This window comes from Agromyces sp. NPDC056965 (assembly GCF_042673425.1).
GTDB lineage: Bacteria > Actinomycetota > Actinomycetes > Actinomycetales > Microbacteriaceae > Agromyces.
In genome coordinates this window covers 12,631-25,302 of the sequence record NZ_JBHURI010000017.1, presented here as the reverse complement: position 1 = coordinate 25,302, position 12,672 = coordinate 12,631, and the positions used below count along the sequence as shown (strand labels likewise).

Below are 12,672 nucleotides of genomic sequence, written 5' to 3'. Positions count from 1 at the left end.
GTGTCCCGGCTCGACGAGGAGGATCACATGGCAGTCACGAGTGAAGCGACCACCGTCTGGAAGGGCACGCTCTTCGAAGGATCGGGCGATGTCGCCCTCGACTCCTCGGGCCTCGCCTCCTTCCCCGTCAACTGGAAGGCGCGCGCCGAGGGCTCCGAGGGCACGACCAACCCCGAAGAGCTGCTCGCAGCGGCGCACTCCTCGTGCTTCTCGATGGCCCTCTCGCTGGGCCTCGCCCAGGCGGGCACCCCGGCCGAGAGCATCCAGACCACCGCGGCCGTCACGTTCGAGGCGGGCAAGGGCGTGCTCGGCAGCCACCTGCTCGTGAGCGCCCGCGTTCCCGGTCTCAGCGAGGAGCAGTTCGAGGCCCTCGCCGAAGACGCGAAGAAGAACTGCCCGATCTCCCAGGCGCTCGCCGGCATTCCGATCACGATCGAAGCCGAACTCGCCTGATCCATGCGGGTACTCGTCGCCGGTGCATCCGGATTCATCGGCACCGCGCTGGTCACCGCACTGACCGACGAGGGGCACGACGTCGTGCGCCTCGTGCGCCGACGCGCCCAGGGCGCCGATGAGGCCGCCTGGTCGCCCGCGGCGGGCATCATCGACTTCACGGTCATGGACCGCGTCGACGCCGTCGTGAACCTCTCGGGCGCCTCGCTCGCCCGCCTGCCGTGGTCGAAGTCGTACCGCGGCGAGATCCTCGAGTCGCGCATCACGGCGACCCGCACCCTCGCCGACGCGATGCGAAAGGCGCGGCAGCCGCCGACGGTCTTCCTGAACGCCTCGGCGGTCGGGTACTACGGCGATCGTCCCGGCGAGCTGCTCACGGAGTACTCGAGCGCGGGCACCGGCTTCCTCGCCGGGGTCGTCGGCCGTTGGGAGGCCGCGGCGGGGCTCGCGCCCGAAGAGACGCGCACCGTCGTCTTCCGCAGCGGCATGGTGGTCGGGCACGGCGGCGCCATGAAGCGCGTCGGCACCCTCACCCGCTTCGGCGTCTCGGCGCGGCTCGGCACCGGCGGCCAGCACTGGCCCTGGGTCGCGCTCGACGACGAGGTCGGCGCCATCGTGCACCTGCTCGGATCGTCGCTCTCGGGGCCGGTGAACATCGCCGGCCCGACACCGGCCACCGCCGATCGCGTGATGACCGCGATGGCCGAGCGGATGCATCGGCCGCATGCCCTCGGCGTGCCCGAGCGCATGCTCGAGGTCGCCCTCGGCCGTGCCGCCGACGAGCTCCTGCTCTCGAGCCAGAAGGTGCGTCCGCAGCGACTCATCGACGACGGCTACCGGTTCGCGCACGCGACGGTCGAATCGGCGATCGACGCGATGCTCGCCGTACCGCGCGGCTCGGCGCGCTAGGCGGTTCCGACCGCCCGCCGCTCGCGTGCCTGCGAGCTCACTGCCGCGTCAACGAGGTGCGCGCGACAGCTCGATCGCCCGCCGCACGGCCTGCCGCGCGTTGCGCCGGTCCCCCGCCGCGTCGTACGCGAGCCCGAGGCGGAGCGCCGCCTGCCACGACTCGGGAGCCGCATCGGCCGTTGCGCGGAACCCGTCGATGGCCGCCCGCGCAGCCGCCCGCTCCGGGCGTCCGCTCGGCAGCACCGGCAATTCGAGGTCGAGCCCGCCCTCGGCGTCGAGCCGCTTCACGAGCTCGTGCGAGCGGATGCCGAAGCTGAGCTCCCGCCAGAGCGCCCAGAGCGCGATGAGCGGCAGCACGAGCAGGGCGACGCCCATGGCGATCGCGATCGGCTCCCCCGTGGCCATGAACTGCACGGCGCGCCATCCGGCGAGCGCGAGGTAGAGCACGAGGAGCGCGGCCATGATGAGCGCGCCGAGCTTCGTGGTCATCGGGAGGTGCCGGGCAGTCCGAGGTCGAGCAGCGTGTCGAGGCCGACCGTGACGCCGGATGCCTCGGGGGCGCTGCGGAGCGCGAGCAGGATGCCGGCCTCGTACGAGCTCGGCGAGAGCGTGGAGTGCGTGATCGTGAGGGTCTCGCCGTCGCCGCCGAAGACGACGCGCTGCTCGGCCGAGACGCCGGCGAGGCGCAGGCTGTGCACGGGCACCCCGCTCACGAGCTGCCCGCGGGCGCGCTGGTCGGCGTGCGGCGCAGCGACGGGGCCGCGCGCGGCGCGCGCCTCGCCGATGAGCTCCGCCGTGCGCACAGCCGTGCCCGAGGGCGAGTCGACCTTGCCCGCGTGGTGCGCCTCGACGATCTCGATCGAGTCGAAGAACGGCGCTGCGAGCTTCGCGAAGGCGGTGCCGAGCACGCTGCCGATCGAGAAGTTCGGCACGAAGAGCACGGCTCCGGCGTCGGCGTGGCCGCGCACGAACGCGGAGATCTCGGCGATGCGATCGCTCGACCAGCCCGACGTGCCGACGACGATCGGGATGCCGGCCCCGGCGGCGAACTCGACGATCTCGCCGCTCGCACCGGGATGTGTGACGTCGAACGCCACGTCGGCGCCGAGCATGAGGTCGAGGCTCGACTTGGAATCGAGCGCGGCGTGCAGTTCGAGGTCGTCGGCCTCCTCGATCAGTCGCAGCGCCAGTTGCCCCATCTTGCCGGTGGCTCCCGCCACGGCGACCCGTATCGTCACGGATTCACCCTAGCAAGCGGGAGCCGGGCGACGGCCGGGTCGGGGTGACGCCGCGCACGGGGCATCCGCCGGCCTTCGCGAATAGTGTGGTGGCATGCTGCGCTACCGAGACGCCTCAGTGACCGACGCCGACGCGCACGCGCTGCTCGCCGACTACTTCGCCGAGCGTGCCGTGGGGTTTCCGTCGGCGCAGGGCGAGTACCGTCCGACGTGGCCGACCGCGGAGCAGTTCACGCCGCCGGCGGGTGTCTTCCTGGTCGTCGACGACGAGTCGGGCACGGCGGTCGGATGCGGCGGGGTGCGGCGCATCGGGCCACGCCCCGAGACCCTCGAGGTGCGCTTCGAGATCAAACACCTGTGGCTCGCGCCCGCGGCCCGCGGCGGCGGCGAAGGGCGCCGGCTGCTCGCCGAACTCGAACGCCGGGCGATCGAGTACGGGGCGCAGGAACTGGTGCTCGACACGAACGCGAGCCTCGAGGCGGCCGGCGGCCTCTACCGCTCGAGCGGCTACGTCGACATCGAGCCCTACAACGCCAACCCCAACGCGACGAACTGGTACGGCAAGCCCGTCGGCTGACGCACAGCGCACCGGCTGACCCGGTGGCGCCTCAGATCGCGTACGGCTCGGCCAGTCCGGTGCGGAGCTCGGGGGGCAGGTGCGCGATGTCGTTGTGGGAGACGAGGCTCCACGGCCGACCGGGTCGCTGCGTGAGCACCGTGAGGCCGCAGTTCGCCTGATTGATCGAGACCCATCGCCAATCGGGGGCGCCGAGCACCTCGCGCACGAACCAGCCGATGACGAAGTTGTGGGTGATGAGGAGCTCGTGCCGGTCCTCGCGGTGCGAGCGGAGGAACTCGGCAGCGGCGTCCTCCATCTGCGCGCTGCCGGCCTCGATCTCGGCCTCGGTCACCGAGCCGAAGAAGGCGTCGTACGCCTTCGGCGTCTCGGGCGCAGGCCCCGTGGGCACGCAGTCGAAGAGCAGGGGCGACGGCTCGACGCTCAGCGCCGGCATCTTCGCCGCGATGATCTGCGCCGTCTCGGTCGCCCGCTGCAGCGGCGAGTGCCAGGCGTTGTCGAACGGCACGCCACCGAGGCGTTCGGCGAGGAGCTCGGCCTGACGGCGCCCCCTGGGCGAGAGCGGGCCGTCGGGAAGGCCGTGCTCGGCGTCGAGCTGCTCGCCGTGACGGACGAGGTAGAGGTGGTGGGCCACGGGTATCGGTTCCTCTGAATGCAGGGCGGGTGTCGCGGTCAGGCGACGTCGGAACTCGGAGCGACCGCAGCGGCCGCTCCGGTGAACGCGGACTCGTCGATCGCGCCGACGGCGACGAGCGAGAACGGGCGTGCGACGAGGTCGCCCGCCAGCGCCTGCACGTCGTCGGCGGTGACGAGCGAGATGCGACGGAGGGCTTCATCGAGGTCGACGAATTCGCCGAGGGTCAGTTCGGATCTCCCGAGCCGCGACATCCGGGTGTCGGAATCTTCGAGGGCGAGCGCCGAGGCGCCCGCGAGCTGTCCGGACGCGCGACGGAGCTCCTCAGCGGTGACGCCGTGCTCTGCGAGCCGCTCGAGCTCGTCGCGCATGAGCGTGGCGACGGTGCCGGCCTTCGCCGGGGCGCAACCGGCGTACATGCCGAAGAGGCCGGCATCGGAGTAGCCCGGCGCGAAGGAGTACACCGAGTACGCGAGGCCGCGGCGCTCGCGCACCTGCTGGAAGAGGCGCGACGACATGCCCGAGCCGAAGATCGCGTTCAGCATGCTCATCGTCGGGCGCCGTTCGTCGGTCGCGACGAGGCCCGGAACGCCGAGCAGCAGGTTCACCTGCTCGTTCGGTCGCGCGACGACGGAGACCTCGGCACCGGCGTCGAGCGCTGCCGGCACGACGGAGCGCCGTTCGACGGGTCGCCCCTCGGCGGTCGGGTCCCACCCGGCGGCGGCGAGCGCCCGCTCGAGCTCGGCCAGCAGCAGGTCGTGGTCGACGGCACCGGCGACGGTGACGACGAGGTCCTGCGGGCGATAGTTCGCCCGGTAGTGCTCCCACACGGCGTCGCGCGCGGCAGCGCGGATCGTCTCGGGGTTGCCGCCGATCGGCCGGCCCAGCGGGTGCGCGCCGAGCACCGCCTCGAAGAAGCGCTCGTTCGCGACATCGCCCGGGTCGTCACCCGCCATCGAGAGCTCTTCGAGGATGACCCCGCGCTCGCTCTCGAACTCGACCGGATCGAGGAGCGACGAAGTGAACATGTCGGCGAGCACCTCGACCGCCATCGGCAGATCGCGATCTTGCACCTTGGCGTAGTAGCAGGTGTACTCCTTCGCCGTGAGCGCGTTGTGCTCGCCGCCGACGGCATCGAAGGAGATCGCGATGTCGAGGGCCGAGCGCGTCGCGGTGCCCTTGAAGAGGAGGTGCTCGAGGAAGTGCGTCGATCCGTACGTCGCGGGGTGCGCGGCATCCGCCCTCTGCTCGTCGCGGGAACCGACCGCGACCCAGAAGCCGATCGTCGCGCTGCGGCTGCCCGGCACCTGTTCGCTGAGCACTCGCACCCCCGATGGGAGCACGCTGCGCCGAACTCGCGCGTCGCCTGCTGCGGTGAAGGAGAGCTCGGCCTGGCCGAGTGGGAGGTCGACAGCGCCGTTCATCCCGATCAGCCTATGCCACCCGCGTCGAGCGCGCTCAGGCGGAGAACACCCGGGCGCGCCGAGGGCGCGCTCAGTCGGAGGCGCGGTCGAGTTCGACGATCTCCGAGCGCTGCAGTTCGACGGATGCCGCCGCCATGAGCGCATCGACCTGGTCGGGCCTGCTCGCACTCACGACCGGAGCCACGATCGTCGGCTTCGCGAGCAGCCAGGCGAGCGAGATCGTCGCGGGCTGCACGCCGTGCGCGAAGGCGATCTCGTCGACCGCCGCGAGCACGCGGTACCCGCGTCGCCCGAGGTATCGAGCCTGACGCTCGCCCCTGGCGTCGTGGCGCACGTCGGCGCGGCGCCGCACCTGCCCGCCGAGGAACCCGCTGGCGAGGCCGAAGTACGGCAGCACCGCGAGCCCCTGCGCGTGGGCGACGAGTTCGGGTGCACCCTCGAAGGGCCTGCGCTCCATGAGGTTGTACTTGGTCGTGAGCGCCTGGAACCGCGGCAGGCCGTTGGCGGCGAGCACGCGCGCCTCGATGAGCCGGTCGGGCGTGAAGTCCGCTGCACCGATCGCACCGACCTTGCCGGCCGCGATGAGGGCGTCGACCGCGCCGAGGCTCTCTTCGAGCGGCACCTCGGTGTCGTCGCCGTGGAAGTAGAGCAGGTCGATGCGCTCCACGCCGAGACGCAGCAGCGAGTCGTCGACCGCCGCCGAGATCTCTGCGGGCGACAGCCCGCGGTGATCGGGGTGGTGGCCGATCTTCGTCGCGATGGCCATGCGATCGCGTGTGCCGCGCGAGTCCATCCACTTGCCGATGATCGATTCGCTGCGCCCTGCGGCGTAGCTGTCGGCGGTGTCGACGAGTGCGCCGCCCAGACCGGCGAAGCGATCGAGCACGTCGAAGGCCTGCTCGGTGCTGAGGGTCCAGCCGAACGTGCTGGCGCCGAGCGCGAGCGGATGCACCTCGATGCCGGAGTCGCCGATGGGCACCCGTCGGGGAACGATGATGGGACCGGAGAGCGGATTCGACGCGATCACGTCGACGTGCAGTCCGTCGAAGGCATCGGCGCGGGCGTCGTGCTCATCGCGCGAGATCGACTCGGCGAGCGCGAGCGCTGCCCCTGCACCGCTCGCTTCGTTCGCCCGATAGACGTGTCGTCGTGCCACGTTCCCCTCCTCCCCAGGATTGACTCCGAGGATACGATGCGTTCGACGCTCGGAGGGCGCGATTCGACGAACGGCAGGTGAACCGTTATCGAATCGTTTTGCTCAGCCGCCCGCTCGGCGGATGAGCGCGACGGCCTGTCGGAGCACCGGTGCATCGACCATTCCGCCCCGGAATGCGAAGACGCCGCCCTGCTCCTCTGCGGCCTCGAGCACGGCGCGCGCCCACTCCAGCTGATCGGCGTCGGGCAGGTACGCCTCGCGGACGACCTCGACCTGGCCGGGGTGGATGCACGCCGTCGCCGCGAATCCGACGGCCACCGCGTCTTCGGCCTCGGCTCGGAGTCCGTCGAGATCGCCGATCTCGAGGTGCACGGTGTCGATCGCGGCCACGTCGTGCGCCGCCGCCGCGAGGCACACCTGGGACCTGGCGTGCCTCGCGACGTCGCGGTATCGACCGTCGGGGAAGCGACTCGACGAGCCGCCGAGCGAGGCGACGAGGTCTTCGGCGCCCCACATGAGCGCTGAGACGTTCGGGAGCCCCGCGATCTCGTTCGCCGCGATCACTCCGCGCGCGGTCTCGCAGAGCGCGATGACCTCGAACTCGGCGAGGTCGACGAGGTCGGCGGTGCCCTCGCACTTGGCGAGCATGACCGTGCGGTAGCCGGTGCCGGCGAGGGCGGCGAGGTCTTCTCCGAACTCGGGGCTCGACGCCGGGTTCACGCGCACGATCACCCGCTCGGGATCGAGCGGGGTGCGGAGGAGCGCGAGGCGAGCCGCGTGCTTCGCGTCGGCGGCGACGGCGTCTTCGAGGTCGAGGATCACGGCGTCGGCGCGATCGAGGGCTTTCGCGAACCGGTCGGGCCGGTCGGCCGGACAGAACAGCAGGGCCGGGCCGAAACGGAAGGTCGGATGCGTCATCCGTTCGCCTCGCTCTCGTCGACCCCGGTCGCCCGCCCGGCCGCCTGCTGCCGCTCGCCCGGTTCGCGGAGCCACACGAGCATCGAACGCGATGCCGTCGCGACGACCTCTCCGCGCTGGTTGCGAGCGGTGTGCGCGACCACGACGACGCCCTGCCCCGGGCGCGAGGCCGACTCGCGCTTGGACTCGACGACGCTCTCTCCGTAGAGGGTGTCGCCGACGAACACCGGATGCGGGAACGCCACGGCGCCGAAGCCCAGGTTCGCGACGAGCGTGCCCTGCGTGAGCTGGCCGACCGACTGGCCGACGAGCGTCGACAGCGTGAACATCGAGTTCACGAGCCGCTCGCCGAACGGCTGCTCGGCCGACCACGCCGCGTCGAGGTGCAACGGCTGCGGATTCATGGTGAGGGTCGTGAAGAGCACGTTGTCGGCCTCGGTGACCGTGCGACCTGGACGGTGCAGGTAGCGCACGCCCTCCTCGAACTCCTCGAACCAGAGTCCGCGCTGCACGACGTCGCGGAGCGGCGCCTGCCCTGCCGAAGCATCCGTCATGGTTCCCCCTAGCCGATGCCCAGCTCGCGCGCGATGACCATGAGCTGCACCTCGTTCGTGCCCTCGCCGATCTCGAGGATCTTCGAGTCACGGTAGTGCCTCGCGACGAGCGACTCGTTCATGAACCCCATGCCGCCGAAGATCTGCGTCGCGTCGCGGGAGTTCAGCATCGCGGCGTCGCTCGAGACGAGCTTGGCCATCGCGGCCTCCTTCTTGAACGGCAGCCCCGCGTCGACCCGACGCGCCGCGTCGTGCCAGGCGAGCCGTGCGGTGTAGACCCGTGCCTGCATCTGGGCGATCGTGAAGGCAATGTACTGATGCGACGCGATCGGCACGCCGAAGACGTTGCGGGTCATCGCGTAGGCGAGCGCCTCATCGAGGCAGCCCTGTGCGACGCCGGTCGCGAGCGCGGCGATCGCGATGCGGCCTTCGTCGAGCGTGCGCAGGAAGTTCGCGAAGCCGCGCCCGCGCTCGCCCAGCAGGTTCGCTGCGGGCACGCGCACGTCGTCGAAGGTGAGCGGATGCGTGTCGGACGCGCGCCATCCGGACTTGTCGTAGCCGGGGTCCACCGTGAACCCGGGCGTGCCGTTCGGGACGATGATCGTCGAGAGCTCCTTGGAGACCGAGCCGTCGGGGCGCGTGCGCTCTCCGGTCACGGCCGTGACCGTGACGAACCTCGTGATGGGCGTGCCCGAGTTCGTGATGAACTGCTTCGAGCCGTTGACGACCCACTCGTCGCCGTCGAGCACCGCGGTGGTGCGCGTGGCGCCGGCGTCGGAGCCGGCCTCGGACTCGGTGAGGCCGAACCCGGCCAGCGCGCGCCCCGCGACGAGGTCGGGCAGGAGTTCGGCCTTCTGCTCGTCGGTGCCGTGGCGGAACACGGGCATGGCACCGAGACCCACGGCGGCTTCGAGGGTGATCGCGATCGACTGGTCGACGCGGGCGAGCGCCTCGATGGCGAGGCCCAGCGCCATGTAGTCGCCGCCCTGACCGCCGACGTCCTCGGGGAACGGCAGACCGAAGAGGCCGAGGTCGCCCATCTGCGCGACGACGTCCATCGAGAGCGTGTGGGTGCGGTCGGCCTCGTAGGACTGCGGGGCGACGACGGTGTCGGCGAACTCGCAGACCATGTCGTACAACTGCTGTTCCTCGGCGCTCAGCTCGGTGCTCACGATGGTGCTCCTCATTCCTGGTGGGATGCGATCGGGTGCGCGCCCTCGTGGGGTGCGTTCGACAGTGCGGTGACTTCGGTATCGGATGCCTCGTGGTGCGACTCCACTCGGGCGACGGGCTGGTCGCGGGAGACCTGCTCCCCCACCGCGACCGCGAGTCGCACGGTGCCCGCGACCGAGGCCGTGACGCGGTGCTCCATCTTCATCGCCTCGATGGCGACGACGGCGTCGCCGGCCGCTACGGCGTCGCCGTCGGCGACGAGCACGGCGGTGACGGTGCCGGGCATGGGTGCACGGAGTTCGGGGTCGGCGAGGCCGCCGCGTTCGATCATGGCGAGGCGCGCGTCGAGCGCTGCACGGCGATCCGGGGCGGGCATCCGCCAGATGCCGGCGGGGGTGTGCAGCCAGACCGCGCCGTCGGCGGCGGTCGCGATGACGTCGGGTTCCGCGGAAGTGCCGTCGATCGCGTCTGCCGCCGGCCTGCCGAGGCGCCAGCCTCGGGCCGTCTGCCAGGCACGGCCGCCGGAGGCGAGCGCGTCGTCGATCGCCGCGTCAGCGCGGAACGCCGCGGTCGCGGCGAGCACCTCGGGCGGGGCGGCATCCGACTCGGGGGCGGGCATGCGGTCGATGAGGCCGGTGTCGAGGTCGCCGCGCTGCACGGCGGGGTCGGCGAGGAGCCGTCGCAGGAACCCGAGGTTCGTCTCGACGCCGAGCACGACGGTGTCGGCGAGGGCGGCGTCGAGGCGGGCGAGCGCCTCGGTGCGATCGGCGCCGTACGCGATGACCTTGGCGAGCATGGGGTCGTAGTCGGCGGTGATCTGCTGACCCGAGCGGATGCCGCCGTCGATGCGCACGCCATCGCCGCTCGGCTCGCGCCAGACGAGCAGTTCGCCGATCGACGGCAGGAATCCGCGCTCGGGGCTCTCGGCGTAGACGCGCGCCTCGATCGCATGGCCTGTGAGCTCGATGTCGGCCTGCGTCAGCGCGAGGGGCTGCCCCGCTGCGACGCGCAGCTGCTGTTCGACCAGGTCGACGCCGGTGACGAGTTCGGTGACGGGGTGCTCGACCTGGAGCCGGGTGTTCATCTCGATGAAGAAGAACTCGTCGGGCGCAGCATCCGACACCAGGAACTCGACGGTGCCGGCCCCGCGGTAGTCGACGCTGCGGGCGGCGTCGCACGCAGCGCGCCCGATGCGGGCGCGGGTCTCGGTGTCGAGCAGCGGCGAGGGCGCCTCCTCGATGACCTTCTGGTGGCGGCGCTGCAGCGAGCACTCGCGCTCGCCGAGGTGGATGACATTGCCGAAGTCGTCGGCGAGCACCTGCACCTCGATGTGCCGCGGCCGTTCGATGAGCCGTTCCAGCAGCAGCGTGTCGTCGCCGAACGCCGCGAGCGCGACGCGCCTTGCCGCTGGGATGGCCGCTGCGAGCTCCCGGGCATCGCGGGTGATCTGCATGCCCTTGCCGCCGCCGCCGGCGCTCGGCTTGACGAGCAGCGGGAAGCCCACGGCCTCGCCGGCGGCGGCGAGCTCGCCGTCGTCGAGCGAGGGATCGGAGACACCGGGAACCGTCGGCACACCGGATGCCTCGACGTGGCGCTTCGCACGGATCTTGTCGCCCATGACCTCGAGCGCGTCGACCCCGGGCCCGACGAAGACGATGCCGGCGTCGCGGCACGCCTCGGCGAATCCCGCGTGCTCGGAGAGGAACCCGTACCCCGGGTGGATCGCCTCGGCCCCCGTCTCGCGCGCCGCCGCGATGATGCGTGCGGGGTCGAGGTAGCTCTCGGCTGCAGCGGCGGGTCCGATGCGCACGGACTCGTCGGCGAGGCACACGTGCGGCGCGTCGGCGTCGGCGTCGGAGAAGACGGCGATCGAGCGGATGCCGAGCCGACGGAGTGTGCGGATCACCCGCACCGCGATCTCGCCGCGGTTGGCGACGAGCACCCGGTCGAACGGACGAGTCGACCGTGCATCATCGACGGCGTCGACCGTGCCCATCCGCGCCTCCCTGCGCTCGAGGTGCGCGAACTTAGTTAACGCGCACTAACTGGATTCGATGTTAGTGGGCGTTAACTGAAATCACAAGGGGGAACTCCCCGTTCACCCCGATCGCGGGGCGAGCGCGGCGGCGACGCGCTCGACGCCGAACTCGAACGCCCGGTCGACGTCGCCGCCCAGGCGGAAGGCACCCGAGAGCTCCATGCTCACGAAGCCCGTGACCCACGCCGTGAGCGTGCGGGCGGCATCGAGCGCGTCATCGGGGCCGGCGAGTGCGGCGGCGACGGCGAGCAATGGCGCACTGGCCTCCCGGAGCGTCGCGACATCGAGCCCCGACTCGTCGCCCGACGCGAAGACGAGGCGATAGGCCGCCGGCTGCTCGTGAGCGAACGCTCGCACGACGCGGGCGAGTCGGGCGACCTCGGCGATGGCTGCATCCGCCCCCTCCGCTCCGCCGGCGCCGCCTGAGCCGCCCGCGACGGGGGGACGCTCGGCATCGAGGCGCTCCCCGAGCTCCGCGACCGACGACGCGGCGATCAGCCGCACGAGATCGCTGCGGTTGCGCACGCGCTTGTAGAGCGACGGGGCGCGCACGCCGACGCGCTCAGCGACGGCCTGCATCGTGAGCCCGCCGAACCCGTCGGACTCGAGGATGGCGCGCCCTGCGCCGACGATGGCGTCGAGCGAGGTTCGTTCGGGTGTCGGCATCGGCGGGATCCTTTCGACCATTCGACTCTAGGCTATTGCGCTTAGCCATGATGGCTATGTAGCATAGCCATCAATATCCCACCTGATCAAGCGAGGCATCTGATGAAGCTCGGCCCCTCCCTCCACCGCATCGGCTCCGACATCGTCGCGGTCTATCTCGTCGACACCCCCGAGGGCGTCACCGTCATCGACGCGGGGCTCGCCGGTCAGTGGAAGGAGCTGACGGCAGAGCTCGCCGCGATGGGCCGATCGATCGGCGACATCCGCGGCGTCGTGCTGACGCACGGCGACTCCGACCACATCGGCTTCGCCGAGCGACTGCGCCGCGAGCACGGCGTGCCGGTCTTCGTGCACACGGCCGACGCCGCCCGGGCCCGGGGCGAGGCGTCGACGAAGCCCGAGTGGGGCGGCATGAAGCTCGGGGCGACCGCGAAGTTCCTCTGGTACGCGCTCACCCGCAACGGCCTGCGCACGACCCCGCTCACCGAAGTCGTCACCGTCGACGACGGCGACGTGCTCGACCTGCCGGGCGCTCCGCGCGTGATCAGCATGCCGGGCCACTCCCCCGGCAGCATCGCGATCCACGTGCCGGTCGCCGACGCCGTCTTCGTCGGCGACGCGCTCACCACCCGCCACGTGCTGACCGGCGCGACCGGCCCGCAGCCCGCACCCTTCACCGATGATCCGGCCGAGGCGCTCGCCTCGCTCCATCGCATCGCGGGACTCGGGGCGACGTGGGTGCTGCCCGGCCACGGCACGCCGTGGAATCGCGGCGTCGACGAGGCGATCCGCGAGGTCGAGGCGGCTGCCGCGGCATCCGGCGCCTGACTCGCGGCATCCGGTGCCTGGTCCGGTTCCGGCAGCGCCCCAACCGCCGACGTGAGGAGATCTGCGATTCCGAGGGCCGATCGGGCGTGAATCGTCCTCGGAAT

The 12,672-nt window shown here is 71.6% G+C and carries 14 protein-coding genes; 4 read left to right on the top strand and 10 right to left on the bottom strand.

Annotated elements, in window-relative coordinates; all coding sequences use genetic code 11:
- The first annotated feature begins 27 nt into the window (after nt 1-27).
- Nucleotides 28-453 (top strand): OsmC family peroxiredoxin, encoded by a 426-nt coding sequence (locus tag ACFTQE_RS06290; RefSeq protein WP_376924255.1) that lies wholly within the window; start codon nt 28-30, stop codon nt 451-453.
- Nucleotides 454-456: 3 nt separating this feature from the next.
- Nucleotides 457-1,362, top strand: a complete 906-nt coding sequence (locus ACFTQE_RS06285; RefSeq protein ID WP_376924254.1) for a TIGR01777 family oxidoreductase — start codon at nt 457-459, stop codon at nt 1,360-1,362.
- 48 nt (nt 1,363-1,410) lie between these two features.
- On the opposite strand, the gene ACFTQE_RS06280 is transcribed toward ACFTQE_RS06285, so the two are convergent.
- Both ACFTQE_RS06280 and dapB read right to left on the bottom strand, forming a co-directional pair.
- The gene (locus tag ACFTQE_RS06280) at nt 1,411-1,851 is read right to left on the bottom strand and encodes a hypothetical protein (RefSeq protein ID WP_376924253.1); all 441 of its coding nucleotides are present in this window, start codon (nt 1,849-1,851) and stop codon (nt 1,411-1,413) included.
- Entirely contained in the window at nt 1,848-2,600 is a 753-nt protein-coding gene (dapB, locus tag ACFTQE_RS06275) for a 4-hydroxy-tetrahydrodipicolinate reductase (RefSeq protein WP_376924252.1), read from the bottom strand. The genes ACFTQE_RS06280 and dapB overlap by 4 nt, the downstream gene beginning before the upstream one ends.
- Before the next feature lie 94 nt (nt 2,601-2,694).
- Here dapB and ACFTQE_RS06270 point away from each other — a divergent pair, with 94 nt between their 5' ends.
- Nucleotides 2,695-3,177, top strand: coding sequence for a GNAT family N-acetyltransferase (locus ACFTQE_RS06270; protein ID WP_376924251.1), 483 nt, complete (start codon nt 2,695-2,697; stop codon nt 3,175-3,177).
- Nucleotides 3,178-3,208: 31 nt separating this feature from the next.
- On the opposite strand, the gene ACFTQE_RS06265 is transcribed toward ACFTQE_RS06270, so the two are convergent.
- The 8 genes from ACFTQE_RS06265 to ACFTQE_RS06230 all read right to left on the bottom strand — a co-directional run bounded on the left by ACFTQE_RS06265 (nt 3,209) and on the right by ACFTQE_RS06230 (nt 11,740).
- Nucleotides 3,209-3,811, bottom strand: coding sequence for a histidine phosphatase family protein (locus tag ACFTQE_RS06265; protein ID WP_375836848.1), 603 nt, complete (start codon nt 3,809-3,811; stop codon nt 3,209-3,211).
- Between the two features lie 38 nt (nt 3,812-3,849).
- Nucleotides 3,850-5,235, bottom strand: coding sequence for a M16 family metallopeptidase (locus ACFTQE_RS06260; RefSeq protein ID WP_376924250.1), 1,386 nt, complete (start codon nt 5,233-5,235; stop codon nt 3,850-3,852).
- A 70-nt stretch (nt 5,236-5,305) separates the two neighbouring features.
- Nucleotides 5,306-6,391 (bottom strand): aldo/keto reductase, encoded by a 1,086-nt coding sequence (locus tag ACFTQE_RS06255; RefSeq protein WP_376924249.1) that lies wholly within the window; start codon nt 6,389-6,391, stop codon nt 5,306-5,308.
- 102 nt (nt 6,392-6,493) lie between these two features.
- A complete protein-coding gene (locus tag ACFTQE_RS06250) occupies nt 6,494-7,309 on the bottom strand; it encodes an HpcH/HpaI aldolase/citrate lyase family protein (RefSeq protein WP_376924248.1) in 816 nt (271 codons plus the stop codon).
- Entirely contained in the window at nt 7,306-7,863 is a 558-nt protein-coding gene (locus ACFTQE_RS06245; protein ID WP_376924247.1) for a MaoC family dehydratase, read from the bottom strand. Before ACFTQE_RS06245 ends, ACFTQE_RS06250 begins: the two co-directional genes overlap by 4 nt.
- A gap of 8 nt (nt 7,864-7,871) precedes the next feature.
- Nucleotides 7,872-9,050: an acyl-CoA dehydrogenase family protein gene (locus tag ACFTQE_RS06240; protein ID WP_376924246.1), complete on the bottom strand. Its 1,179-nt coding sequence runs from the start codon at nt 9,048-9,050 to the stop codon at nt 7,872-7,874.
- The gene (locus ACFTQE_RS06235) at nt 9,047-11,032 is read right to left on the bottom strand and encodes an acetyl/propionyl/methylcrotonyl-CoA carboxylase subunit alpha (protein ID WP_376924245.1); all 1,986 of its coding nucleotides are present in this window, start codon (nt 11,030-11,032) and stop codon (nt 9,047-9,049) included. The genes ACFTQE_RS06240 and ACFTQE_RS06235 overlap by 4 nt, the downstream gene beginning before the upstream one ends.
- Nucleotides 11,033-11,134: 102 nt before the next feature.
- Nucleotides 11,135-11,740 carry a TetR/AcrR family transcriptional regulator gene (locus ACFTQE_RS06230; protein WP_376924244.1) on the bottom strand — a complete coding sequence of 202 codons (606 nt, stop codon included), beginning with the start codon at nt 11,738-11,740 and terminating at the stop codon, nt 11,135-11,137.
- Between the two features lie 102 nt (nt 11,741-11,842).
- Here ACFTQE_RS06230 and ACFTQE_RS06225 point away from each other — a divergent pair, with 102 nt between their 5' ends.
- Nucleotides 11,843-12,568, top strand: a complete 726-nt coding sequence (locus ACFTQE_RS06225) for an MBL fold metallo-hydrolase (protein WP_376924243.1) — start codon at nt 11,843-11,845, stop codon at nt 12,566-12,568.
- Nucleotides 12,569-12,672: the final 104 nt, after the last annotated feature.

Coding starts and splice junctions, on each gene's coding strand:
- ACFTQE_RS06280 (WP_376924253.1), bottom strand. CDS start 1,851: ATGACCACGAAGCTCGGCGCGCTCATCATGGCCGCGCTCCTCGTGCTC.
- ACFTQE_RS06225 (WP_376924243.1), top strand. CDS start 11,843: ATGAAGCTCGGCCCCTCCCTCCACCGCATCGGCTCCGACATCGTCGCG.
- ACFTQE_RS06260 (WP_376924250.1), bottom strand. CDS start 5,235: ATGAACGGCGCTGTCGACCTCCCACTCGGCCAGGCCGAGCTCTCCTTC.
- ACFTQE_RS06235 (WP_376924245.1), bottom strand. CDS start 11,032: ATGGGCACGGTCGACGCCGTCGATGATGCACGGTCGACTCGTCCGTTC.
- ACFTQE_RS06290 (WP_376924255.1), top strand. CDS start 28: ATGGCAGTCACGAGTGAAGCGACCACCGTCTGGAAGGGCACGCTCTTC.
- ACFTQE_RS06230 (WP_376924244.1), bottom strand. CDS start 11,740: ATGCCGACACCCGAACGAACCTCGCTCGACGCCATCGTCGGCGCAGGG.
- ACFTQE_RS06240 (WP_376924246.1), bottom strand. CDS start 9,050: ATGAGGAGCACCATCGTGAGCACCGAGCTGAGCGCCGAGGAACAGCAG.
- ACFTQE_RS06245 (WP_376924247.1), bottom strand. CDS start 7,863: ATGACGGATGCTTCGGCAGGGCAGGCGCCGCTCCGCGACGTCGTGCAG.
- ACFTQE_RS06270 (WP_376924251.1), top strand. CDS start 2,695: ATGCTGCGCTACCGAGACGCCTCAGTGACCGACGCCGACGCGCACGCG.
- ACFTQE_RS06285 (WP_376924254.1), top strand. CDS start 457: ATGCGGGTACTCGTCGCCGGTGCATCCGGATTCATCGGCACCGCGCTG.
- ACFTQE_RS06250 (WP_376924248.1), bottom strand. CDS start 7,309: ATGACGCATCCGACCTTCCGTTTCGGCCCGGCCCTGCTGTTCTGTCCG.